Source organism: Protaetiibacter intestinalis, from assembly GCF_003627075.1.
Classification (GTDB): Bacteria; Actinomycetota; Actinomycetes; order Actinomycetales; family Microbacteriaceae; genus Homoserinibacter; species Homoserinibacter intestinalis.
Window position 1 is genome coordinate 12,884 of record NZ_CP032630.1, and the last position, 23,229, is coordinate 36,112.

Below are 23,229 nucleotides of genomic sequence, written 5' to 3' on the forward strand. Positions count from 1 at the left end.
AACGGCCAGAATCCTGTCTCATTGCAGACATGTCACAAATCGGTCATGCGGAGCCGCATCCGCCCCTCGCGCACGCCTCGCTCGAACTGCTCGCGATGGCGCTGCGTGCGCGCCCCACCACCGTGACCGAGCTCGCGATCCTCGCGCGGGCGACCCCCGCCGAGCTTCGCGACCGGCTCGCCGTCCTCGTCGAACTCGACCTCCTCGCGCTCCGCGGCGACGACATCGGATACCGCCCACCCGCGCAGACCGTCGCCGCACTCAGCGCCCGCGTCCTCGGGGATGCCGCACACGCGCTGACGACGAGCCTCGCCGAGGTCGACACGCTGCTGACCGCCCTGCCCGGGCTCATCACGAGCGACCTCGTCGGCTCCCCGGACGGCACCGGCGGCGGCAGGGAGCTCTTCCACGGCCCCGGCGCCGCCCACGACCTCTGGCGCAGCCTGATCCTGCAGCAGCACGAGCGGCGCTCGGCGTGCATGATGCCGGATGCCCGCCCCGTGCTCGTCCCCGACTCCCCGCTCAGCGACGCATGGCGCGACACGCTCGGCGAGGCCGAGATGCAGGTGCGCGCCATCCTCTCGCTCGCCGACATGACCCGACCGGAGTCGCGACCCATGCTCGAGGCGGCCCGCGCATCCGGCGTCGAGTTCCGCGCCATGCGCACGCCGCCGAGCTGGTTCTGGCTCACCGACGAGGCGGTGGGGCTCCCCCTGCGCTGGGGCGACCCGTGGCCCACGAGCGCCCTCCTGCTGCGCGACGAAGCCGTCGTGTCGCTCATGCAGGGGCTGTACGACACGTGGTGGGCCCAGGCGGCGACGCTCGCACCCACCGCGCACCCGTGGGATGCGGTCCTCGCGCTCATGGTCGACGGGGCGACCCTGGAGGCGGCGTCCCACGCGGTCGGGATCTCCTCCCGTACGGGCCGCCGACGCATCGAGGCCGCCATGGACCACTACGGCGTCGTGGGCGCGGTCGCCCTCGGGGCCGCGTGGCAGCGGGAGCGCGCCCTCAGCGCGAGCTGACCGCGTCGAGCGCCGCGTCGGCACGCGCGGGATCGTCGGCGTCGAGCCACACCGTCTCGCGGGAGCGCCCGAACCACGACACCTGCCGCCGCGCATAGCGACGGGTGAGCGCCTGCGTCTCCGCGATCGCCGCGGCTTCGACGAGTTCGCCGTCGAGCCGGCGCAGCGCCTGCGCGTAGCCGATCGCCCGCGACGCGGTCGTGCCGAGTCCGGCGGGGCGCAGGCGCGCGACCTCGTCCAGGAGACCGTCGCGCCACATCCGCTCGACCCGTGCGTCGAGGCGCGGCACGAGCCGCTCGCGCGCGAGGCGCAGGCCGATCGTCACGGTCGGGCGCCAAGTGCCCGACTCCTCCGGAAGTCCCGCACCGAAGGGTTCGCCCGTGAGCTCGATCACCTCGAGCGCCCGCACGATGCGGCGGCCGTTGTGGGGGCCGATGGCGGCGGCGGCCTGGGGGTCGCGCATCCGCAGCCGCTCGAACAGCGCCCCCGGTCCGTGCGACGTCAGCTCGTCCTCGAGACGTACCCGGATGGCGTCGTCCGTGCCGGGAAAGCGGAAGTCGTAGACGACGCTCGAGACGTAGAGCCCGCTGCCGCCCACCAGGATCGGCACCGCTCCGCGCTCGAGGATCTCGTCGATGACCGCCCGCGCCTCGGTCTGGTAGCGCGCAACGCTCGCCTCCTCGGCCGGCTCGAGCACGTCGAGCAGGTGGTGCGGGATGCCGCGGCGCTCAGCGAGCGGCAGCTTCGCGGTGCCGATGTCCATGCCGCGGTACAGCTGCATGGCGTCCGCGTTGACGATCTCGGCGGGGGTTCCGGATGCGCTGAGCCGCTCGGCGAGGTCGAGCGACAGCTCCGACTTGCCGGTGCCCGTCGCGCCGACGACGGCGACGAGCCCGGTCACGCGGGACGCAGTCCCGGCAGCCCGAGGTTGACCGCGCGGGCGCCACCGGCGGTCGGCGCCGGCACGGCGCACGATTCGGCCTCCGCGCGGTCCCACGCATCGCCCGCACGCGTGCGGCGGATCGGCAGGGTCTCGCCCGCGGGCGCGGCGATGAGGAAGTGCGGAGTCGCACGCGTGACGACGACGCTCACGACGTCGCCGGGCCGCGGCACCGCACCGCCCTCCGGCACGTCGAAGTGCACGAGCCGGTTGTCCTCCGCGCGCCCGGAGAGCCGGCGGGTCTCGTCGTCGCGACGGCCCTCGCCGCTCGCGACGAGCACCTCGACCGGGGTGCCGACGAGCTTCCGCGCCTCCTCGCCCGAGACGCGCTCCTGCAGCGCGATGAGGCGCTCGTAGCGCTCCTGCACGACCGCCTTGGGCAGCTGATCGGGCAGCGTGGCCGCGGGGGTGCCGGGGCGGATCGAGTACTGGAAGGTGAAGGCGGAGGCGAAGCGGGCCTGCTCCACGACCCGCAGGGTCTCGGCGAAGTCCTCCTCGGTCTCGCCCGGGAACCCGACGATGATGTCGGTCGAGATCGCGGCGTGCGGGATGCGGTCGCGCACCCGGTCGAGGATGCCGAGGAACCGCTCCGAGCGGTAGGAGCGCCGCATGGCCTTGAGGATGCGGTCGGAGCCGGACTGCAGCGGCATGTGCAGCTGCGGCATGACGTTCGCGGTCTCGGCCATGGCGTCGATGACGTCGTCGGTGAAGGCGGCCGGGTGGGGGCTCGTGAAGCGCACGCGCTCGAGGCCCTCGATCTCGCCCGCCGCACGCAGCAGCTTGCCGAAGGCCTGCCGATCGCCGAACTCGACGCCGTAGGAGTTGACGTTCTGGCCGAGCAGCGTCACCTCGATGGCTCCGTCTGCGACGAGCGCCTCGATCTCGGCGAGGATCTCGCCCGGTCGGCGGTCCTTCTCCTTGCCGCGCAGCGACGGCACGATGCAGAAGGTGCAGGTGTTGTTGCAGCCGACCGAGATCGACACCCAGCCCGAGTAGGTGTTCTCGCGACGGGTCGGCAGGGTCGAGGGGAACACCTCGAGCGCCTCGAGGATCTCGAGCTGCGCCTCGCCGTTGTGGCGCGCGCGCTCGAGCAGCGCGGGGAGGGAGCCCATGTTGTGGGTGCCGAACACGACGTCGACCCAGGGCGCCTTCTCGAGGATGACGTTCTTGTCCTTCTGGGCGAGGCAGCCGCCGACGGCGATCTGCATGCCCTCGTGGCTGCGCTTGGCGCTCGCGAGGTGTCCGAGGGTGCCGTAGAGCTTGTTGTCGGCGTTCTCGCGCACGGCGCAGGTGTTGATGACGACGACGTCGGCCTCGCCGTCGGTGGCGCGCACGTAGCCCGCCGACTCGAGCGAGCCGGACAGCCGCTCCGAGTCGTGCACGTTCATCTGGCAGCCGAAGGTGCGCACCTCGTAGGTGCGCGGGGCATCCTGCGACCGGGTTGCGTGGTCGGCGTCGAGCAGCGTCATGGTGCCGACAGTCTACGTCGGCACCGTCCGGCGATCCGGACGGTGCCGACGGTGGATCAGTCGCGCGTGAGCGTGAGCGTGAAGCTTCCGCCCGTGTAGCTGCCCTGCGTCTCGATCGGCTGATCGAGGCCGAGGAACGCGCCCGTGAGCTCGACGGGCCCGTCGGAGAACTCGATGTGCACGGTGAGCGTGCCGCCCGACTCGGACCAGGTGTCGGTGCCGTCGTCGAAGGAGTTGCCGTCGTAGGTGAGCCCCACCGTGCCGTCCTCCTGGAACTCGAGCGTCCAGGTGTCGCCGTCCGAGTCGGTGCCCGACCACGTGGTGCCGACGAGCTCCGATTCGCCGCCGTCGTCCGAGCCGCCGTTCGTGCCGGTGTCGGTGCCACCGCCGCCCGTGGGGAGCGAGGGGATGAGACTGCAGCCGGCGAGGGCGACGGCGAGCAGCAGGGTCGCCAGGAGGGCGACGAGCGAACGGGAACGCGGGGAGGTCGTGGTGGTGGTCATGACGGGGAGACTAGCTGAACCGCACGGTCGAGGTGCCGGCCCGCGCCGCACGGTCGCGCGGAAGCGCGTGCTCGACCGCCGCACGGACCGTGCTGCCCGAGTAGCCGCGCCGGGCGAGGTAGCCGCTCAGCCGACGCGCCGCCGTGTCGTGGTCGAGCCCGCCCAGCTGGGCGGCGCGCTTGCGCGCCGCCTCGTGTGCCCGGGCGAGCTCGTCGCCGCTGTCGACGAGTTCGAGCGCGTACTCGATCGCCGCCGGCGCGAACAGCCGACGCGCGAGCTCGGCCGCGATCGCGGTGCGGCCGAGGCCCTTGCGCTCCTGCAGGCTCGCGACGAGCGTCTGAGCGAGGGCGGCGTCGTCGAGCAGCCCGACGCGCGCCAGCCGATCGCACTCGCGCGCGATGCCCTCGTCGTCGACTCCCCCGTCGCGCAGCACGCGCTCGAGCTCGCGACGCGACAGGGACCGTCGCCCGAGGGCCTTCATCGAGATCCGCTCGGTCTCGGCGTCGGTCAACCGTGCACAGGAGTCGTCCACGTCGTCGCCCCACGCGTCGTTCCAGGCGGGCTCACCGGACGCCCCGAACAGGTAGCTCACGGGCGCGAGGCGGTCGTCGGTGTCGGCCATCGGAACCTCCGGTCTACTCCCCCGACGCCTTGCGGGCGGCGAGCTTGTCTTCCAGCGAGTCGACGTTCGCGGCCTGTGCGGCCTTCGCCGCCGCGCCGATGCCGAGCTGCACGAGGATCTTCTGCTCGATCTCGTCCGCGATCTCGGGGTGCTCGAGCAGGAAGTTGCGCGCGTTCTCCTTGCCCTGGCCGAGCTGGTCGCCGTCGTAGGTGTACCACGCGCCCGACTTCTTGACGATGTTGTGCTCGACGCCGTAGTCGATGAGGCTGCCCTCGCGCGAGATGCCGACGCCGTACAGGATGTCGAACTCGGCCTGCTTGAAGGGCGGCGCCATCTTGTTCTTGACGACCTTGACGCGCGTGCGGTTGCCGACCGCCTCGGCGCCGTCCTTGAGGGTCTCGATGCGGCGGATGTCGAGGCGCACGGAGGCGTAGAACTTGAGCGCCTTGCCGCCCGCGGTGGTCTCGGGGCTGCCGAAGAACACGCCGATCTTCTCGCGCAGCTGGTTGATGAAGATCATCGTGGTCTGGGTCTGGTTGAGCCCACCCGTGAGCTTGCGGAGCGCCTGCGACATGAGGCGCGCCTGGAGGCCCACGTGGCTGTCGCCCATCTCGCCCTCGATCTCGGCGCGCGGCACGAGCGCCGCGACGGAGTCGACGACGATGAGGTCGATCGACCCGGAGCGCACGAGCATGTCGGCGATCTCGAGGGCCTGCTCGCCCGTGTCGGGCTGCGAGACGAGGAGCGCGTCGATGTCGACGCCGAGCTTCTTGGCGTACTCGGGGTCGAGCGCGTGCTCGGCGTCGATGAACGCGGCGATGCCGCCCGCCCGCTGGGCGTTGGCGATCGCGTGGAGCGTGAGCGTGGTCTTGCCGGAGGACTCCGGGCCGTAGATCTCGACGATGCGGCCGCGCGGGAGCCCGCCGATGCCGAGCGCCACGTCGAGCGCGATGGAACCCGTGGGGATGACGGCGACGGGGGCGCGTTCGTCGCTGCCGAGGCGCATGACGGTTCCCTTGCCGAACTGGCGGTCGATCTGGGCGAGGGCGGTCTCGAGGGCCTTCTCGCGGTCTGCAGGTGTAGGCATGTGCCCGGTCTCCTTCTGTGTCGTGTTCCATGCGCCCATCGGCTGCCGTCCCTGCGCGAACCGGTGGTGCAGGGTTCGCGCCCTTGCGACAGGGCTGTCGTCTCCGGGGAGGACAGCGGCGACGTTACGCCCGCCGTCCGACATCGCGGTCGGTCGAGGGGCGGAACTGTCGACGATTGCCCTTCGACGGATCCTGTGGAGGAGACTATCCGGATTCGAACCGATGTTCGAGAACGACGCGGCGTGTCGCGCGCCGGAACTCAGCGCTTCGGCTGTGGGAGGCCCGCGCCGTGCCAGCGTTCACGCGGCACGTCCTGTGCGCGGCACAGCGCGATCCACACCTCGCCGGCGGGGACGCCGTCCGCGAGCGCGGCCGCGGGGGTGCGGTTGCCGAGCTCGACGAGCACGGTGTCGCGCACGAGGACACGCGCGAAGCCCGGGCCGAACTCGCCGTCGACCGCGCGCTGGAACTCGCTCGCCTTCATCCCGCCCACGCTAGCCGACACACGACGACGCCCCGGCCGCGGGGCCGGGGCGTCGTGACGTGGGAACGATCAGCGGATCGCGAGATCCGCGTCGAACTCCGCGACGAGCTCGTCGGGGAGGGTGTCGGGCACGGAGCTCACGCCCTCGAGCACCGCGAGACGGTCGCCGACCTCTCGCATGATGACGGAGATGGGGATGTCGAGCGCCTCGGCGACGGAGGCGAGGATCTCGGAGCTGGCCTCCTTCTGGCCGCGCTCCACCTCGCTCAGGTAGCCGAGTGCCACGCTCGCGCGCCCCGCGACCTGGCGCAGGGTCATCGCCTTCCGGAGACGGAAGTCGCGGAGGACATCGCCGAGTTCCTGACGGACCAGAACCATGTGGTGTTCCTCCTCTACAAGTGACCGACGGGTGCGGATCGGGTGGCCTAGGCTACCCGCTTCGTTGCAGAAACTCTAAATCCTGCTCGCTTGGATGACGCCGTGAAGTCACCACATGTAACGAGATCGAAACCGCGTCTATTCCGCGACCTCGAGTCCGAGCGCCGCCGCGAGCGAACCGAGCGCCGCGTCGACGCTCGCCTCCCGCACCGCGGCCCGGTCGCCCACGACGAGCAGGCCGGATGCGGCCTCTCCGGCCGCCGACGAGACGCCGATCCAGACGGTGCCGGGCGGGTGGCCGTCCTGCGGGTCGGGCCCCGCGACCCCCGTCGTCGAGAGACCGTACTCGGCCGATCGCCCGTCGATCGCGAGCCGCTCGCGCACTCCCGCGGCCATCTGACGGGCGACCTCGGCATCCACGGGACCGCGTTCGGCGAGCAGTCCCGCGTCCACGCCGAGCAGCTGCGCCTTGAGCGGGGTCGCGTAGGCGACCACGCCGCCCGAGAGCACGGCCGAGGCGCCCGGCACGTCGACGAGGGCGGCGGTCAGCATCCCGCCCGTGAGCGACTCCGCGACGGCGAGGCGTTCGCCGCGCGCCGTGAGCGCCTCCACGATGCGCACTGCGAGCGGCCGCACGCTCATCGGGTCCGGCTCACCCGCCAGGCCGCCCACAGGTACTGCGCCCCGCTCACCACGGTGAGCACGAGGGCTGCGGCCATGAGCGTCCAGTTCACCCAGAGCACCCAGTCGCCGAGCACCGTCCACAGCGGCGTGAGGGCGAAGGAGACGGCGACGGCCTGCACGACCGTCTTGAGCTTGCCGAGGAAGCCCGCCGCGATCACGTGGTCGCGCAGCATGAGGAAGCGGAAGATCGTGATGCCGAACTCGCGCACGAGGATGACGATCGTCACCCACCACCACAGCTCGCCGAGCAGCGACAGCGCCACGAGCGCCGCCCCGACGAGGATCTTGTCGGCGATCGGATCGACGAGCTTGCCGAAGTCGGTCACGAGGTTGCGGCTGCGGGCGAGGAAGCCGTCGACCGAGTCGGTCGTGATCGAGAGGATGAACAGCGCCGCCGCGACCCAGCGCCAGACGCCCAGCTCCCCGCCGTCGAGCACCATGAGCCACACGAACACCGGCGCGAGCAGGATGCGCACGACCGTGATGATGTTGGCGATGTTGCCCATGCTGGCGGGGGTCTCCCCCGCGCTCACGACACGGCCGCGCATGGGGTTCACGCGGACCTCGTCATCGCCGGCGATGTCGGGCTCCGGTTCCGAGACGGCCACGTCCTACTCCCTGCCGGTCAACCCCCAGGCGTCCTCGTCCGAGGAGCCCTCCTCGACAGGATAGCCGTCGAACTGCGCCTCGACGGCGTCGGGGCCGTAGCCGTCCGGTCCGGCGCCCCCGGCATCCGCCGCGGTGGGGCCGTCCTCGCCGCGGAGTCGCGCGATCACGCCCGGCAGCTGATCGGGGGTGACGAGCACGTCGCGCGCCTTGGAGCCCTCGGAGGGGCCGACGATCTCGCGCGACTCGAGCAGGTCCATGAGGCGTCCGGCCTTCGCGAAGCCGACGCGGAGCTTGCGCTGCAGCATCGACGTGGAACCGAACTGGGTGTTGACGATGAGCGTCGCCGCCTCGACGAGCAGCTCGAGGTCGTCGCCGATGTCGGCGTCGACCTCCTTCTTCTCGACGACCGCCGCGACGTCCTGACGGTACTCGGGGCGGGCCTGCTCGGTGACGTGCTTGACGACGGCGTGGATCTCGTCCTCGGTGACCCAGGCGCCCTGCACGCGGATCGCCTTCGAGGCGCCCATCGGCAGGAAGAGGCCGTCGCCCTGGCCGATGAGCTTGTCGGCGCCGGGCTGGTCGAGGATGACGCGGCTGTCGGTCATGCTCGAGACCGCGAAGGCGAGACGCGAGGGCACGTTGGCCTTGATGAGGCCCGTGACGACGTCGACCGAGGGCCGCTGGGTCGCGAGTACGAGGTGGATGCCGGAGGCGCGCGCGAGCTGCGTGATGCGCACGATCGAGTCCTCGACGTCGCGCGGGGCGACCATCATGAGGTCGGCGAGCTCGTCGACCACGACGAGCAGGTAGGGGTACGGCTGCAGCACGCGCTCGGAGCCGGCGGGCAGCACGATCTCGTCCGCCAGGACGGCGCGGTTGAAGTCGTCGATGTGACGGAAGCCGAACGACGCGAGGTCGTCGTAGCGCATGTCCATCTCCTTCACGACCCACTGCAACGCCTCGGCGGCCTTCTTGGGGTTCGTGATGATGGGCGTGATGAGGTGCGGGACGCCCTGATAGGCGGCGAGCTCGACGCGCTTCGGGTCGACGAGCACCATCCGCACCTCGGCGGGCTTGGCGCGCATGAGCACCGAGGTGATCATCGAGTTGATGAAGCTCGACTTGCCGGAGCCGGTAGAGCCGGCGACGAGCAGGTGCGGCATCTTGGCGAGGTTCGCGACGACGAAGCCGCCCTCGACGTCCTTGCCGAGGCCGATCGTGAGGGGGTGGTTGCTCTTCGCGGCCGAGCCCGAGCGCAGCACGTCGCCGAGCGAGACGATCTCGCGATCGCGGTTGGGGATCTCGACGCCGATCGCGCTCTTGCCGGGGATGGGCGAGAGGATGTTCACCTCGTTGGAGGCGACCGCGTAGGAGAGGTTGCGGCTGAGGGCGGTGACCCGCTCGACCTTGACGCCGTGCCCGAGCTCGATCTCGTAGCGGGTCACCGAGGGCCCGCGCGTGAAGCCCGTGACCTTCGCGTCGACCTGGAACTGGCCGAGCACGCTCGTGATCGCCGCGATGATCTCGTCGTTCGCGGCCGTGCGGGCCTTGGGCGGCGTGCCCGGGGCGAGCAGGGATGCCGCGGGCAGCCGGTACGGGCGCTTCGCGCTCGCGGGGCGCGGGGTCGCGGCGGATGCCGGGGCGTCGGCGAACTCGCCCGCCGCGCCCTTGCCGCTCGCCGAGTCGGAGAACCCGGGCAGCAGGCCGCCGTCGTCGCGCAACGCCGTCGCCCCGGTGTCGACCTCGCCCGTGAAGCGCTTGACGGCATCCTCGGCGCGCACGAGCTCCTCGAGCAGCTCGACGCCGAAGTCGGGCGCGGGATCGACGATCTCGGTCTCGAGCTCGCGGCCGAGCACGGGGGTGTCGAAGGCGGGCGCCTCGTCCTTGCGCTTGCCGCGACGCCACCACGGCATCGACTCCGGATCCTCCGGCTCGAAGCCCAGGTCGGAGATCGTGCCGAAGGCGACCGTCTGGGTGTCGCCGCGACCGCCCTTCTCGGCGGCGGGCTTCGCCGCGGGCTCCGGCAGCTCGGCGCCGAAGAGGTACGCGTAGAGCTCGCGGAGGCGGTGCCCGATGCGGTTCGGCGGGGTCTTGGTGAGGATGAAGAGCGAGAGTCCGAGCACGCCGAAGGCGAGCACCGCGGCGAGCCAGGCGAGTTCGATCGTGACGAGCGGCCAGGTGACGACCCAGCCCACGATGCCGCCGCCCGCGGCGAGCGCTGCCGCGCCGTCCGAGGGGGCGGGCAGCCCGCCGAACACCTGGCACAGCGCCGCGAGGCTCGTGATGAGCAGCACGAGGCCGACGCCGATGCGCCCGTTGTCGTGCACGCTCGAGGGATGCCGGAAGAGCCACACGGCGAGCACGACGAGGATCACCGGCAGGGCGAACGCGACGCGGCCGAGGAGCCCCCCGAACCCGAAGTTGTCGAGCGCCCGGGCCACGTCGCTCGCGGGCGCGAACCACTCGACGACGGCCGTGCCGATCGCGAGCAGGAAGAACAGGAACGGCACGCCGTCGCGGCGCTCCTCCTTGGCGAGCCCCTCCTTGCCGAAGAGGCGCGCGGCACCCCCCACCACGTGGGCGAGGCCCATCCAGGCGGCGGTCAGCAGCCCCGGCTTCTGCGCGGGCTGCGTCGGCAGCTTCTTGGTGCCCTGCGGACCCCGCGACGACGAGCGCGACGACGAGCTGCGCGAACCGCTGCTGCTCGTGCGGGCGCGCGACGAGGTCGACCGGGTGCTCGTGGCCATGCCCTCACGGTATCCGCGGGGACCGACGCCTCCCGGGAGCGACACTCGTGCGCCCCTACAGCCTCAGCGCGTCGATGACCTTGACCCGCACGGCGACGAGGGCGGGCAGGAGGCCCGCGAGCGCCCCCACCGCGGTCGCCGCGACGAGTCCGACGACGGCCGCCTCCACGGGGAAGGCAGGCACATCCTGCAGGTAGTCGTCGAGCCACGCGGTGACCCACGGGTTCTTGATGGCCGCGACCGCGATGAGCACGCCCACCCCGCCCGCGACCGCCGTCGCCACGACCGACTCCATCATGACCGAGAAGAACACCCGCCCCGCCGTCGCGCCGAAACTGCGCCGGATGCCGATCTCGCGGATGCGGTACCGCACCGTCACGAGGGCGATGTTGACGAGCCCCAGCGCGCCGAGCAGCAGCACGAGCACGGCGACCCCGCCGACCGCGAGCTTGAGGACCAGCAGCGGGTCCTGGTCCGAGTAGGCGAGGTAGTCGCTGCGCCACATGTCGGCCTGCCAGCCCTCGCCGAGCGCCGCGGAGATCTCGGTCGAGATCCGCGCGCTGAGCTCGTCGGAGGTCTCGAGCGGCAGCCAGAACTCGACCTGGCTGTAGCGCTGGTCCGCGGGGACCGTCGACACGCGCGCCGCGTCGAACGGCGCGGTGAGCATGAAGGCCGACATGTCGCCGCCCTGGGCGCCCGGCGACGACTCGTAGACCCCCGTCACGACGAGCACGACGTTGCGCTCGGCCGTGACCGCCTCGAGCGTGGGGTGGGTGCGCAGATCCGGGGCGCCGATGTGGTTCCACAGGTCGCTCGAGACGATGATGGCCGGCGCGAGCCGCGTGGCGTCGCGGTCGGTGAACCACTCCCCCTCCATGAGCCGCAGCCGGTGGATCGCCGCGTAGGGCTGATCGACGACGGTGACCGAGACCCCGTAGACGCCGTCGGCGAACTGCACCTGGATGCTGTCGCCCGTCGAGCGGGAGACGTAGTGGATGCCGTAGCGCTCGGAGGCCTCCTCGACGACCGGCGCGAGCTGCGCGGCCGTCGGGTTCTGCCCCGTCGTCATGTTGTAGGCGTTCAGCTGGTACGTCGCGGGGCGACCGCTCCAGCGTTCGGACTGCTCGGTCTGCACCTGCGTCGCGATCGCGCCGCCCGCGACGACGACGGTGAGCGCGGCGACCGCGACGCCCACGCCGATGAGGCTCAGCAGCACGCGCGTGCGGTGCACGCGCAGCTCCGACCACGCCTCGACGATCGAGCCGACGATCATGCTCATCCGGCCACCTCCACGAACTCCGCGAGCCCGGCCGTCGCGTCGTCGGCGGGTGAGAGCACGCCCTTGTCGAGGCGGAAGTGGCGCCGCGCGAGGAGCGCGATGTTGGGGTCGTGGGTGATCGTGATGAGGGCGGCGCCGGTCGACTCGGCGACCTCGTCGAGCAGCCCCATCACCTGGGCGCCGGTCTCGACGTCGAGGGCCCCGGTGGGTTCGTCGGCGAGGATGAGGCGCGGACCGCGCACGAGGGCGCGCGCGATGGCGACGCGCTGCTGCTCGCCGCCGGAGAGCTGGTCGGGGGTCGAGTGGATGCGCGCGCCGAGCCCCACCCGCTCGAGCATCTCGGTGGCGAGCCGCTCGCGGCGCCAGAACTGCCTGCCGCTCGCGTAGAGCAGGGGCGTCGAGACGTTCTCGAGCGCCGTCCGCCGCGGCAGCAGGTTGAACTGCTGGAAGATGAACCCGATGTCCCGGCCCCGCCGGCGATCGCGCGCGCCCATCCGGAGCTTCTCGAGCGGCACCCCGTCGAACTCGAGGCTGCCGCTCGTCGGGGTGTCGATGAGACCCAGGATGTTGAGCAGCGTCGACTTGCCGCTGCCGGAGCGGCCGACGATGCTCACGTGGTCTCCCACCGCGACCTCGAGGTCGATGCCGCGCAGGATGTCGAGCCGCGAGCCGTCCGGCAACTCGACCGAGCGGGTGACCTGCTCGAGCCGGAGGAAGCTCACGCTCAGCCCCCGAATCCGACGACCATGCCCTGGTCGGGATCGGCGAGCGCGCCGGGCACGAACTGCAGGATCTCGTCGCCCTCGGCGAGCCCGCCGGTGACCTCCACCTGCGAGCCGTCGGAGATGCCGAGCGTCACCTCGCGCTGCTCCGACTCGCCGTCGACCGCCGGCAGGTAGACGATGCCCGAGCCGCTGCCCCCCTCGACGGCCGTGGTCGGGATGACGAGCACGTTGTCGGCGACGCCCCCGGCGAGCGTCAGCTTCGCCGCGAGGCCCGCGAAGACGCGGACGTCGGCCGGCACCGCGCAGCGCACCGTCGCGACGGCCGAGCCGCCGCCCGTGCCGCCCGCGCCGCCCTCGTCGGCCGTGGGCGCCGCCGCCGCGGTGATCGTGAGGCCGGTGCAGGTGAACGGCGCGGGCCCGCCCGTGATCGTCACCTGGGCCTCGGTGGGCTGGGTGGTGAGCCGAAGCTGCTGCTCGGGCGCGAGGCTCGCGGTCACGCTGAAGCTCGCCGGGGCGAGCTGCGCGACGGCGTCGCCGAGGCCCACCTGCTGCCCCACGAGCAGGGTGAACGTGGTGAGCGTGCCGGCGATCGGCGCCTTCACGATCGACCACTTCGTGGTGCCGTCGTCGTTCATGCCGCGCAGCTGGGCGAGCTCGGCGCCCGCCTCCACCCACTGCCCCGCCGTCGCGGACACCTTGCGCACCTCGCCGGAGATCGCCGCGCGGGCCGGCACCGCGGCATCCGCGGCGACCGTGCCGTCGATCGTGACGTCGTTGTGGATGGCGCCCGTCGAGACGATGACCGTCGGTTCGGTGATCATGCCCGTCGGCACCTCGGGGGTGCTCTCGACGGTCTCGTCCGCGAAGAACGCGACCTTCACGAGAGCCGCGGCGATGAGGCCGAAGATGACCATCCAGATGATCGGGAACACCCAGCGGCGTGCGATGCCCACGCGGCCTCCTGTCGTCGTGCGGTGCGCCGCGCGGCGCACTCGGATCGAGCCAAGCAGCGACGCGGGGAGACCGCATCCCAACATTCGGTGGCGGTCGAGCGTCGCTCACCTCGACGCTAGGGCACGGGCCAGTGTCGGACCGTCATCCTCGGGGAGGATTCGGGGGCGACTCGGGGATGCCCCTGAGTCGGGCGCCGCGCCGGGTCAGGCCTCGATGACGACGGGGATGATCATGGGGCGCCGGCGGTGCTGGGTGTTGACCCAGCGGCCCACCGTGCGCCGCACCGCCTGGCTGTAGCCGTGCTGGTCGGTGACCCCGTTGCGGGCCGCCTCGGCGAGCGCCGCCACGATCTGCGGGCGCACGTCGTCGAACACCGCCTCGTCCTCGGCGAAGCCGCGCGCCTGGATCTCGGGGCCGACGATCGCGCGACCGGTCTGGCGGTCGACCGCGACGAAGATCGAGATGAAGCCCTCCTCGGCGAGGATGCGACGGTCCTTGAGGTCGGCATCCGTGATCTCGCCCACGGTCGAGCCGTCGACGTACACGTAGCCCACGTCGAGCTGGCCGACCACCCGGGCGATGCCGCCCTTGAGGTCGATGACGACGCCGTTCTCGCCCACGATCGTCGCCTCGCGCGGCACGCCCGTCTCGATCGCGAGCTCGGCGGAGGCGGTGAGCTGGCGGTACTCGCCGTGCACCGGGAACACGTTCCTCGGCCGCAGGATGTTGTAGCAGTAGAGCAGCTCCCCCGCGGCGGCGTGGCCCGAGACGTGCACGCGCGCGTTCGCCTTGTGCACGACGTTCGCGCCGAGCTTAGTGAGCCCGTTGATGACGCGGTAGACCGCGTTTTCGTTGCCCGGGATGAGGCTCGATGCGAGGATGACCGTGTCGCCCTGGCCCACCTCGATGCGGTGGTCGTTGTTCGCCATCCGGGCGAGCACCGCCATCGGCTCGCCCTGCGACCCCGTGCTCATGAACACGACGCGGTCGTCCGGCAGCTCGAGCGCCGTCTTCAGGTCGACGAGCACGCCCTCCGGGACCTTGAGGTAGCCGAGGTCGGCGGCGATGCCCATGTTGCGCACCATCGAGCGCCCCACGAGCGCGACGACGCGCTCGTTCGCGGCGGCCGCCTCCAGCACCTGCTGCACCCGGTGCACGTGGCTCGAGAAGCTCGCCACGATGACGCGCTTGCGCGCCTTCGCGATGACGCGTTCGATGACGGGCCCGATCTCGCGTTCGAGCGCCGTGAAGCCCGGCACGTCGGCGTTCGTCGAGTCGGGCAGGAACAGGTCGACGCCCTCCTCGCCGAGGCGGGCGAAGGCGCGCAGGTCGGTGATGCGGCCGTCGAGCGGCAGCTGGTCCATCTTGAAGTCGCCCGTGTGCAGCACGAGACCGGCCGCCGTGCGCACGACGACGGCGAGCGCATCCGGGATCGAGTGGTTGACCGACACGTACTCGAGCGTGAACGGGCCGAGCACCGTGCGACCGCCCTCCGCCACGACGTTCATGACGGGCGTGATCCGGTGCTCTTTGAGCTTCGCCTCGACGAGCGCGAGGGTGAGCCGCGAGCCGTAGAGCGGGATGTCCTGACGCAGCTTCAACAGGTACGGCACGGCGCCGATGTGGTCCTCGTGACCGTGGGTCAGCACGACGCCGAGCACGTCGTCCAGGCGGTCCCGGATGGGGGCGAAATCGGGCAGGATCAGGTCGACGCCCGGGTGGTGCTCCTCGGGGAACAGCACCCCCACGTCGACGATGAGCAGCTTGCCGTCGATCTCGTAGACCGTCATGTTGCGGCCGATCTCGCCGACGCCGCCGAGCGGGATGACCCGCAGGGTGCCGGATTCGAGGGGGATCGGGTCGTACACGTCGATGGCCATGCGGCCTCCTTCGGTGGTGCTTAGCGTGTGGTGCCGGCGACCTTCGGCAACGCGCCACCCGCGGCGGCGTTGCGGTCGGGCCGGAAGTTGCTGAAGTCGACGCCGTCGATGTGCTTGACGAGCGCGATCTCGTCCTCGATGAGGGCGGCCTCCGACTCCTCGGGGCCCACGAGCGGCAGGCGCACCCGCGGGCTCGAGATGCGGCCGAGGCCGTGCAGGATGTACTTCGCCGCGACCGTGCCGGGCACGTGCGTCATGGTGGCCCGCACGAGCGGCTCGAGGGCGCGGTGCGCCTCGGTCGCGGTGCGCAGGTCGTTCGCGTTCACGGCGTCGACGATCGTGCGATACGGGGCGGGCGCGATGTTCGCGGTGACGCCGATGAGGCCCGTGCCGCCGATCGCGAGGGTCGGCAGCGCGTTCGCGTCGTCGCCCGCGAAGTAGAGCAGCTCGGTCTGGTTCATGACGCGGCTCACCTCGGAGAGGTCGCCCTTGGCATCCTTCACGGCGCGGATGTTGGGGTGCTTCGCCGCGCGCAGGATCGTCTCGTACTTGATCGGCACGCCCGTGCGCCCCGGGATGTCGTAGAGGATCACCGGCAGGTCGGTCGCGTCCGCGACGAGGCGGAAGTGGGTGAGGATGCCCGCCTGGGTGGGCTTGTTGTAGTACGGCGTGACGATCATGATGCCGTCGGCGCCCGCCTTCTCGCTCTTCTTGTAGAGCTCGATGGCGTGGGCGGTCTCGTTCGAGCCGCCGCCCGTGATGACCTTCGCCCGGCCGGCGGCGACATCCTTCGCCACCTCGACGAGGCGCACCTTCTCCGGGTCGGTCAGCGTCGAGGTCTCGCCCGTGGTGCCCGTGACGACGATGCCGTCGGCGCCGTGGGTGACGAGGTGGTCGATGTGCTTCTCGACGTCGGTCCAGTCCACCTCGCCGTCGGCCGTGAACGGGGTCACGAGCGCGACGAGCACCTGTCCGAAGGGGTTCTCTGGCGTCGACACGGTCTACAGGCTAGCGGTTCCGCCCCCCGCCTCGGCGCTCCCGCCGTCGTGCACGACGGCGCATCGCAGACGGCGGACCTGCCGCGGGTGCAGGCGCGGCCCTAGGGTGAGCAGCAAGGAAAGGCGGCCGCATGGATACCACCCCCCGCCTGCTGCAGGCAGGACCGTTCCGCTTCGGCTTCATCGCGGCGACGGGTGTGCTGCTCGCGCTCGCGCTCGGGTTCGCGATCGCCTCGCTCGCGCAGGCGCTCACCCTGATCTTCCTGGCGCTGTTCATCTCGCTCGGGCTCAAGCCCATCGTCTGGCGCCTCGAGCGGCTCGGAGTCTCGCGGATCGTGGCGCTGCTGATCGTGCTCGCCGGGTTCCTGGTCTTCGTGGGACTGCTGGTCTGGCTCGTCGTGCCGGTCGTCGTGGACGAGCTCGGCAAGCTCGTCCACTACCTCCCGGAGGGCCTCGACCAGATCGAGGACCAGGACTGGTTCCTCTCGCTCAACGACACCTTCGGCGGCGCGCTCACCGGCTTCGTCACCCTCCTGCAGGACACGCTCGCCGACCCCAACTTCTGGGTGACGGTCGGCGGCGGGGCGCTGCGGGTGGGACTCGGCATCGTCAACGGGGTGTTCTCGGTGATCTTCGTGGTCGCGCTCACGCTGTACTTCGTCATCGGCCACGACCAGATGAAGGAGGCGCTCGTCCGACTCGTGCCCGCGACGAAGCGCCCCGGCTTCCGCGAGCTCGCCGACCAGATCATCACCTCGGTCGGCAAGTACCTGAGCGGGATGGTGATCCTCGCGATCATGAACGCCGCGTTCACCTTCCTCCTGTTGAGCATCGTCGGGGTGCGCTACGCCGCGCTGCTGGCCGCCCTCGCGCTGCCCATCACCTTCATCCCGCTCGTCGGCTCGGTCATCTCGACCATCATGTGCACCACGGTCGCGCTCTTCACCTCGCCCACCGCGGGCCTCATCACGCTCATCGCCCTGCTCGCCTACATGCAGCTCGAGGCCTACGTGTTCACCCCGCGCATCGTGGGCAAGGCCATCCAGATCCCCGGCTCGCTCGTGCTCATCGGCGCGCTCATCGGCGGCACGCTGCTCGGCCTGCTCGGCGCGCTCGTCGCCTGCCCGATCTCGGCATCCCTCGTGCTCATCGTCAAGAAGGTCGTGATGCCGGCCCAGGACGCGAAGTAGCGCCGACGCGTCACCACGTCGCTTCGAGGAACCCCTCCCAGCCGTCGACCGCGTCGGGGTTCTCCGACTCGAACTCCACGAGGTCGTCGCCGATGGCCCGCCAGGCGGTGACGGCGTCGCCGACACCGACGATGTACGTCCCATCCGCCGACGGGTGGGTCACCAGGAAGATGCTGCTGAGTCCGGTGCCGAGCCCCGGGATCGCCCAAGATCCGCCGGGGAGCACCCGCACACGGGGGCCGACAGGATTGCCGGAGCCATCGACGCCATCCCATGCGCAGATCGTCACCGCAGGGTCGGATGTGCCGGTCTCGATCGTCGGATCGCCTGTCGCACCCACGTGATCGAGCAGCGGAACCAGCTCGGGCGCGGTGCAGAGGGACGCGGGGTCGCCGGTTCCTGCCGCCGTCGCGATCGACCGGGCCGGGCCGGCGCCGTCGACAGCCGTGCCGATCGCGGCGATCAACTTCCGAGCGGCGGTCTGATCGCGTCCTGCGACGGCCACCAGGGAGGTCGTCGTGAGGTCGATGCGATAACCGTCGCGCAACTGCACCACGTCGCAGTTGTTGAAGAGTTCGGAATCGCCCGAGATGCCGCCGTAGCTCTCGTAGCAGGCGATGAGCGTCGACGGATCGCCGTCGAGGGGCGCGAAGGCGTCGGCGTCGGAGTGCTCGGCGGCAGGGTCGACAGTCGTGGCGACGGAGGGTGTTATCCACAGTTCGATCTCGGCGTGGAAGTCGGTCGCTCCGTAGCGCGACGCCCAGATGCAGTGGAGCGCACCCGCCTGGAGGGCGGCGACGGCGTCCATCTGGACCACCATGCGGTTCTCATCGACCGCCAGCGCGATCGGATCGTCGAGGTGGGAGCCGAGCGGCACGACCTCGGCGAGGTCGAGGATCTCCCCACATCCCAGTGGGATAGCCGCCTCACCGAGCGGAGCGAACTCGGCTGTCGGCGTCGATTCGCTCGGGACCGGAGGCGGGGTCGGCGCGGGTTCGGGAGCGGCGCACCCGGATAGAACACCCAGAGCGATGAACACGGGAACGATCCGGACGATACGCACGCCGCTCAGACTAGCGCGGGTTGAGGACACCTCGACTCAGGGGGCGACGCGGCCGCCGGCCTGGAAGGCGGCGTGGGTGAGCGGCATGAGTTCGGCCCAGAAGGCCTCCATCTGCTCCGCCACGAGCTCGATCTCGCGCTGCGGGAACGAGGGGAAGTGCGACTCGGGGTGCTTGGTGCGCAGCGAGAGGAAGTTCATGAGCGAACGGGCGTTCATCGTCACGTACATCGAGGAGTAGGTCGACACGGGCAGCACGCCGCGGGCGACCTCGCGGGCGATGCCGGCCGCCAGCATCCGCTGGTAGGCCTCGTAGGCGAACGTCGCCGCCGCCTTCGACTCGGCCACCGCGAGCTCGGTCTGCTCGGCGGTGCCCTCGACGAACTCGTAGGCGCCGGGCTTGCCCACCTGCACGAGGCGTCGCTCCGGGCCCGGCACGTAGAACACGGGGCGCAGCTCGCGGTAGCGGCCCGACTCCTCGTTGTAGGAGGCGATGCGGTGCCGCATGAACTCGCGGAACACGAAGATCGGCGCCTGCACGTAGAAGGTCATCGAGTTGTGCTCGAAGGGCGAACCGTGCCGGTCGCGCATGAGGTAGTTGATGAGGCCGCGGTCGCGGTCGGTCGCCTCGGCCCCGGATGCGGCGGCGTCGAGCGTCTTCTCGCCCTGCGTCGAGACGCGGGCCGCGAACAGCACGTCGGAGTCGTGGGCACTCGCCCGCACGAGCTCGACCGTCATGTCGGAACGGAACTGGATGGGGGTCGCGTCGCTCGAGGTCTCCGGCACGGCCTTCACGATATCCGGGCACGCCGACACCGCGCACACCGGCACGCCGCCGCGGCCCGCGTCACGCAAGGTCACACTCCCCCACGGGCTCCTGCGGCTCATTACGGTTGCGCCATGGATCCGCTCGTCGCCCTCGGCGTCGTCGGCGCGCTCGTGGCGCTCGCGACGGTGCTCGGCGTCGCGTGGCGACGCGGTCAGGGCCGCATCCGGCGCACGTCCACCGCCGACGCCGTCGTCATCGACGGCGTCGAACTCGCGTCGGAGGCCACCCTCGTGCAGTTCTCGAGCGAGTACTGCACCCCCTGCCGTGCCACCGCCCGCGTGCTCGACGAGCTCGCCGCCACGCGCGAGGGCGTCGCGCACGTGGAGTTGGACGTGGCCGAGCGTCCCGAGCTCGCGGCCCGTTTCGACATCCTGCAGACCCCGACCACGCTCGTGCTCGACCGCACCGGCCGCATCCGCGCCCGGATCGGCGGCGCCGTGCGACGCGAGGCGCTGCTCGCCGAGCTCGACCGCCTGACCGTCGCCGCCTGAGGAGCCACCGTGTCCCGACCCGCCCAGATCGACCCGCGCGGTGCGCGTTTCACCGCCTCCGTCACCGCCGTGCTGCTGCTCGTCACGGTCGCCCTCGGCCTGCTCGGGGGCACGCCCGCGCAACTCGCGGACCGGATCGTGCAGCCCGCGTTCCTGCTGCTCGTCGCCCTCGCGGCGATCTTCGTGTGGAGCGCCGCCGCCGGGGTGGCGCGGAACCCGTGGTCGCTGCTGTTCCGCCGGCTCATCCGCCCGCGCCTCGCGCCGCCCGCGGAGCTCGAGGATGCCGCCCCGCCGACCTTCGCGCAGGGCGTCGGCGCCCTCGTGACGATCGTCGGCGTCGTGCTGCACCTCGCGGGCGTGCCCTACGGGCTCGTCGCCGCGGCGGCCGCCGCCTTCGTCGCCGCGTTCCTCAACGGCGCCTTCGGCTACTGCCTCGGCTGCCAGCTGTACCTGCTGCTCGTGCGCGCGGGCGTCATCCGCAAGACTGCCGCCGCCTGACGCCGCCACCTAGAGTGGGAGCGGGGCGACGCGGCCCCGCGGAGCGTGAGGAGACCCCCATGGCAGTCACGAGCGAAGCGACCACCCTCTGGTTCGGCGACCTGTTGAGCGGTTCGGGGACCACCTCCCTCGACTCGAGCGACGCCGCCGAGTTCCCCGTCACCTGGGCGGCCCGCTCGGAGGGCGAGCTGGGGCGCACCAACCCCGAGGAGCTGCTCGGCGCCGCCCACTCGGCCTGCTACTCGATGGCGTTCTCGAACGCCCTCGCCCAGGCGGGCCACGCGCCCGAGAGCCTGCAGGTGACCGCGGCCGTGACGTTCCAGGCCGGGGAGGGCATCACCGGCAGCCACCTGCTCGTGAGCGCCAAGGTGCCCGGCATCTCGGAGGCGGACTTCGAGCGGCTCGCCGAGGACGCGAAGCAGAACTGCCCCGTGTCGAAGGCGCTCGCCGGCATCCCGATCACCCTCGAGGCGAGCCTCGCCTGAGGCTCAGCGCGCCAGGCGGATGGCGCGGCGGGTGGCCCAGCGCGCCCGGCGGCGGTCGCCCGCGGCATCGTAGGCGAGGGCGAGCCGGAACCAGGCGCGCCAATCGTCCGGATGCACTTCCGCATCCGCCGCGTAGCGCGGGAAGACCTCGTCGGCGGCCGCGCGGTCGACGCGCCCGCTCGGGGTGAGCGGCAGCTGCTCCTCGGGCAGCGCGCCCTCCGCCTCGAGCCGACGGGCGAGCCGCTCCGCCCGGATGCCGAAGACGAGCTCGGCGGCGATGAACCCGCCGCCCAGCACCGGCAGCACGAGGAGCGCGACGCCGATCGCGATCGCGAAGGGGTCGCCCGTGCCGAACAGCACGATCGCGTAGTACACGGCGAAGACGAGGTACAGCCCGAGCACCACCGTCATGACGACGGCGCCGATGCGCATGCTCATGCGCGGTCGAGCCCGAGCAGGGTGTCGAGCCCCACGACGAGCCCGCGCGTCGCGGGGAGCGCCCGCAACGCCAGCAGGATGCCCGCCTCGTAGGAGGCATCCGACACGGTCTGGTGGCTCACCCGGAGCGTCTCCCCCGTGCCGCCGAAGATCACCTGCTGCTCGGCGAGCACACCGTCCATGCGGAGGCTGTGCACGGGAACGCTCGCGACCTGCTGCCCGCGGGCGCGCTGGTCGGCGTGCGGTGCCGCGACGGGCCCCTGCTCGGCGCGTGCCTCGGCGATGAGCTCGGCGGTGCGGATGGCGGTGCCGGACGGCGAGTCGGACTTGCCCGCGTGGTGCGCCTCGATGATCTCGATCGAGTCGAACCAGGGCGCGGCGATCGTCGCGAGGCGGGTGGCGAGCACCGAGCCGAGCGAGAAGTTGGGGATGACGATGACGCCCTGCTGCGGGTCGTCGCCGAGGCGGCTGCGCACCCGGGCGAGGCGTTCGGCGGTCCAGCCGGAGGTGCCGACGAGCACGGGGATTCCGCGGGCGATCGCCGCGTCGACGATGCCGGGAGAGACCGCGGGCAGGGTCAGGTCGAGCACGAGGTCGGCGCCCTCGATCGCGTCGATCGGGTCGGCCGAGCCGAGCGCCGCGTGCACCTCGAGGTCGTCCGCCTGCTCGATGAGCCGGATCGCGAGGGTGCCCATCCTGCCCGTCGCGCCGACGACGGCGACCGCGTATGCCATGCCCCGAAGCCTACCGGTGCGCCCGACGTAGGCTGGCCGCGTGGACCCCGCCTTCCGCGTCGCCTCCGTCGACGACCCCGACGCGCACGAGCTGCTCACCGAGTACTTCACGATGCGCGTTCACGGCTTCGACCCCGAGGCCGGCGGCTACCGCGTCGTGTTCCCGACTGCGGCGACGTTCACCGAGCCTGCCGGCGTGTTCCTCGTCGTCGACGACGCGGGCTCCCCGGTCGGCTGCGGCGGCATCCGGATGCTCGACCCGGAGCGCGCGGAGGTCAAGCACCTGTTCCTGCGCGACGCCGTGCGCGGGCGCGGCTGGGGGCGCCTGCTGCTCGCCGAGCTCGAACGCCGGGCCGTGCTGCTCGGCGCCTCGACCGCGGTGCTCGACACCAACGACTCCCTCGAGGCGGCCGGGTCGCTCTACCGCACGAGCGGGTACCGCGAGGTGCCGCCGTACAACGACAACCCGAACGCGACCCTCTGGTTCGAGAAGCCGCTCGGCTGACGCGGGCTCAGTAGGGCTGCTCGGTCGTGAGGCCGGTGCGCAGCTCCGGCGGCAGGTGGCCCAGGTCGTTGTGGGTCACGAGCACGGGCGGCTTCGCCGACCGCACCCGGATGACGGTGAGGCCGCAGTTGGCCTGGTTGACCCCCAGCCAACGCCAGCTCGCGGCCCCGAACACCTCGCGCACGAACCAGCCGATGACGAAGTTGTGGGTGATGAGCAGATCGTGCCGGTCCTCCCGCGTCGGCGCGAGCCACTCGGATGCGGCATCCGCCATCTGCGCCTCGCCCGCCTCGATCTCCTCGGGGGTGACGGAGCCGAAGAAGTGCTCCCAGGCGTGCGGGAGGTCGGGCGTCGGGCCGGAGGGGATGCAGTCCATGAGCAGCGCGGACGGCTCGGGCTCGATCGACGGCATCCGCTCGGTCATGATGCGCGCGGTCTCCTGGGCGCGCTGAAGGGGCGAGGTCCAGGCGCCCGTGAAGGGCACCCCCGCGAGCCGTTCGGCGATCGCGTCGGCCTGGCGCACACCGCGCGGGGAGAGCGGGCCGTCGGGCAGGCCGTACTCGGCATCCTGCTGTTCGCCGTGGCGCACGAGGTAGAGGAAGCGCGACATGGGT

At 71.7% G+C, this 23,229-nt stretch carries 26 protein-coding genes; 6 read left to right on the forward strand and 20 right to left on the reverse strand.

What is annotated here, in order from left to right; genetic code table 11:
* The first annotated feature begins 29 nt into the window (after nt 1-29).
* The gene (locus D7I47_RS00070) at nt 30-1,025 is read left to right on the forward strand and encodes a hypothetical protein (RefSeq protein WP_120761157.1); all 996 of its coding nucleotides are present in this window, start codon (nt 30-32) and stop codon (nt 1,023-1,025) included.
* Here the strand turns inward: D7I47_RS00070 and miaA are convergent.
* From miaA to dapA, 15 genes are all read right to left on the reverse strand, one after another.
* Nucleotides 1,012-1,926, reverse strand: coding sequence for a tRNA (adenosine(37)-N6)-dimethylallyltransferase MiaA (gene miaA, locus D7I47_RS00075; protein ID WP_120761158.1), 915 nt, complete (start codon nt 1,924-1,926; stop codon nt 1,012-1,014). The genes D7I47_RS00070 and miaA overlap by 14 nt on opposite strands.
* Nucleotides 1,923-3,434, reverse strand: a complete 1,512-nt coding sequence (gene miaB, locus D7I47_RS00080) for a tRNA (N6-isopentenyl adenosine(37)-C2)-methylthiotransferase MiaB (RefSeq protein WP_120761159.1) — start codon at nt 3,432-3,434, stop codon at nt 1,923-1,925. Before miaB ends, miaA begins: the two co-directional genes overlap by 4 nt.
* A gap of 56 nt (nt 3,435-3,490) precedes the next feature.
* A complete protein-coding gene (locus D7I47_RS00085) occupies nt 3,491-3,937 on the reverse strand; it encodes a hypothetical protein (RefSeq protein ID WP_120761160.1) in 447 nt (148 codons plus the stop codon).
* 10 nt (nt 3,938-3,947) lie between these two features.
* Entirely contained in the window at nt 3,948-4,559 is a 612-nt protein-coding gene (locus D7I47_RS00090; protein WP_120761161.1) for a regulatory protein RecX, read from the reverse strand.
* Between the two features lie 13 nt (nt 4,560-4,572).
* Nucleotides 4,573-5,646, reverse strand: a complete 1,074-nt coding sequence (gene recA / locus D7I47_RS00095; RefSeq protein WP_120763730.1) for a recombinase RecA — start codon at nt 5,644-5,646, stop codon at nt 4,573-4,575.
* A gap of 260 nt (nt 5,647-5,906) precedes the next feature.
* Nucleotides 5,907-6,131 carry a DUF3046 domain-containing protein gene (locus D7I47_RS00100; RefSeq protein WP_170154349.1) on the reverse strand — a complete coding sequence of 75 codons (225 nt, stop codon included), beginning with the start codon at nt 6,129-6,131 and terminating at the stop codon, nt 5,907-5,909.
* A 69-nt stretch (nt 6,132-6,200) separates the two neighbouring features.
* Complete coding sequence (locus D7I47_RS00105) at nt 6,201-6,509, reverse strand: helix-turn-helix domain-containing protein (RefSeq protein WP_120761163.1); 309 nt, start codon at nt 6,507-6,509, stop codon at nt 6,201-6,203.
* A gap of 138 nt (nt 6,510-6,647) precedes the next feature.
* The gene (locus tag D7I47_RS00110; protein WP_120763731.1) at nt 6,648-7,151 is read right to left on the reverse strand and encodes a CinA family protein; all 504 of its coding nucleotides are present in this window, start codon (nt 7,149-7,151) and stop codon (nt 6,648-6,650) included.
* On the reverse strand, nt 7,148-7,741 hold the full coding sequence (gene pgsA, locus D7I47_RS00115; RefSeq protein WP_120763732.1) for a CDP-diacylglycerol--glycerol-3-phosphate 3-phosphatidyltransferase: 594 nt from the start codon (nt 7,739-7,741) through the stop codon (nt 7,148-7,150). Before pgsA ends, D7I47_RS00110 begins: the two co-directional genes overlap by 4 nt.
* 63 nt (nt 7,742-7,804) lie before the next feature.
* Nucleotides 7,805-10,549, reverse strand: a complete 2,745-nt coding sequence (locus tag D7I47_RS00120) for a DNA translocase FtsK (RefSeq protein ID WP_120761164.1) — start codon at nt 10,547-10,549, stop codon at nt 7,805-7,807.
* Nucleotides 10,550-10,604: 55 nt separating this feature from the next.
* Complete coding sequence (locus D7I47_RS00125; RefSeq protein ID WP_120761165.1) at nt 10,605-11,828, reverse strand: ABC transporter permease; 1,224 nt, start codon at nt 11,826-11,828, stop codon at nt 10,605-10,607.
* Nucleotides 11,825-12,550 carry an ABC transporter ATP-binding protein gene (locus tag D7I47_RS00130; protein ID WP_120761166.1) on the reverse strand — a complete coding sequence of 242 codons (726 nt, stop codon included), beginning with the start codon at nt 12,548-12,550 and terminating at the stop codon, nt 11,825-11,827. Before D7I47_RS00130 ends, D7I47_RS00125 begins: the two co-directional genes overlap by 4 nt.
* Before the next feature lie 2 nt (nt 12,551-12,552).
* Nucleotides 12,553-13,506 (reverse strand): efflux RND transporter periplasmic adaptor subunit, encoded by a 954-nt coding sequence (locus D7I47_RS00135; RefSeq protein ID WP_120761167.1) that lies wholly within the window; start codon nt 13,504-13,506, stop codon nt 12,553-12,555.
* Between the two features lie 204 nt (nt 13,507-13,710).
* Complete coding sequence (locus D7I47_RS00140; RefSeq protein ID WP_120761168.1) at nt 13,711-15,387, reverse strand: ribonuclease J; 1,677 nt, start codon at nt 15,385-15,387, stop codon at nt 13,711-13,713.
* Nucleotides 15,388-15,407: 20 nt separating this feature from the next.
* On the reverse strand, nt 15,408-16,385 hold the full coding sequence (dapA, locus tag D7I47_RS00145) for a 4-hydroxy-tetrahydrodipicolinate synthase (RefSeq protein ID WP_120761169.1): 978 nt from the start codon (nt 16,383-16,385) through the stop codon (nt 15,408-15,410).
* A 131-nt stretch (nt 16,386-16,516) separates the two neighbouring features.
* Here dapA and D7I47_RS00150 point away from each other — a divergent pair, with 131 nt between their 5' ends.
* Nucleotides 16,517-17,575, forward strand: a complete 1,059-nt coding sequence (locus D7I47_RS00150; protein WP_120761170.1) for an AI-2E family transporter — start codon at nt 16,517-16,519, stop codon at nt 17,573-17,575.
* Between the two features lie 10 nt (nt 17,576-17,585).
* Here D7I47_RS00150 and D7I47_RS00155 read toward each other — a convergent pair whose 3' ends face one another.
* The gene (locus D7I47_RS00155; protein WP_157981533.1) at nt 17,586-18,668 is read right to left on the reverse strand and encodes a hypothetical protein; all 1,083 of its coding nucleotides are present in this window, start codon (nt 18,666-18,668) and stop codon (nt 17,586-17,588) included.
* Between the two features lie 6 nt (nt 18,669-18,674).
* Nucleotides 18,675-19,373 carry an FAD-dependent thymidylate synthase gene (gene thyX, locus D7I47_RS00160; protein ID WP_227001004.1) on the reverse strand — a complete coding sequence of 233 codons (699 nt, stop codon included), beginning with the start codon at nt 19,371-19,373 and terminating at the stop codon, nt 18,675-18,677.
* A 162-nt stretch (nt 19,374-19,535) separates the two neighbouring features.
* Here thyX and D7I47_RS00165 point away from each other — a divergent pair, with 162 nt between their 5' ends.
* The 3 genes from D7I47_RS00165 to D7I47_RS00175 are packed head-to-tail and all read left to right on the forward strand — an operon-like array spanning nt 19,536 to nt 20,938.
* Entirely contained in the window at nt 19,536-19,955 is a 420-nt protein-coding gene (locus tag D7I47_RS00165; RefSeq protein WP_120761173.1) for a thioredoxin family protein, read from the forward strand.
* A gap of 9 nt (nt 19,956-19,964) precedes the next feature.
* A complete protein-coding gene (locus D7I47_RS00170) occupies nt 19,965-20,453 on the forward strand; it encodes a DUF4395 domain-containing protein (protein ID WP_120761174.1) in 489 nt (162 codons plus the stop codon).
* 59 nt (nt 20,454-20,512) lie between these two features.
* Nucleotides 20,513-20,938, forward strand: a complete 426-nt coding sequence (locus D7I47_RS00175; protein WP_120761175.1) for an OsmC family protein — start codon at nt 20,513-20,515, stop codon at nt 20,936-20,938.
* Between the two features lie 3 nt (nt 20,939-20,941).
* Here the strand turns inward: D7I47_RS00175 and D7I47_RS00180 are convergent, their stop codons facing one another.
* Nucleotides 20,942-21,376 carry a hypothetical protein gene (locus D7I47_RS00180; protein ID WP_120761176.1) on the reverse strand — a complete coding sequence of 145 codons (435 nt, stop codon included), beginning with the start codon at nt 21,374-21,376 and terminating at the stop codon, nt 20,942-20,944.
* On the reverse strand, nt 21,373-22,110 hold the full coding sequence (gene dapB / locus D7I47_RS00185; RefSeq protein ID WP_120761177.1) for a 4-hydroxy-tetrahydrodipicolinate reductase: 738 nt from the start codon (nt 22,108-22,110) through the stop codon (nt 21,373-21,375). Before dapB ends, D7I47_RS00180 begins: the two co-directional genes overlap by 4 nt.
* Nucleotides 22,111-22,150: 40 nt before the next feature.
* Here dapB and D7I47_RS00190 point away from each other — a divergent pair, with 40 nt between their 5' ends.
* Entirely contained in the window at nt 22,151-22,615 is a 465-nt protein-coding gene (locus tag D7I47_RS00190; RefSeq protein WP_227000728.1) for a GNAT family N-acetyltransferase, read from the forward strand.
* 7 nt (nt 22,616-22,622) lie between these two features.
* Here D7I47_RS00190 and D7I47_RS00195 read toward each other — a convergent pair whose 3' ends face one another.
* Nucleotides 22,623-23,225, reverse strand: coding sequence for a histidine phosphatase family protein (locus D7I47_RS00195; protein WP_120761178.1), 603 nt, complete (start codon nt 23,223-23,225; stop codon nt 22,623-22,625).
* Between the last annotated feature and the right edge of the window lie 4 nt (nt 23,226-23,229).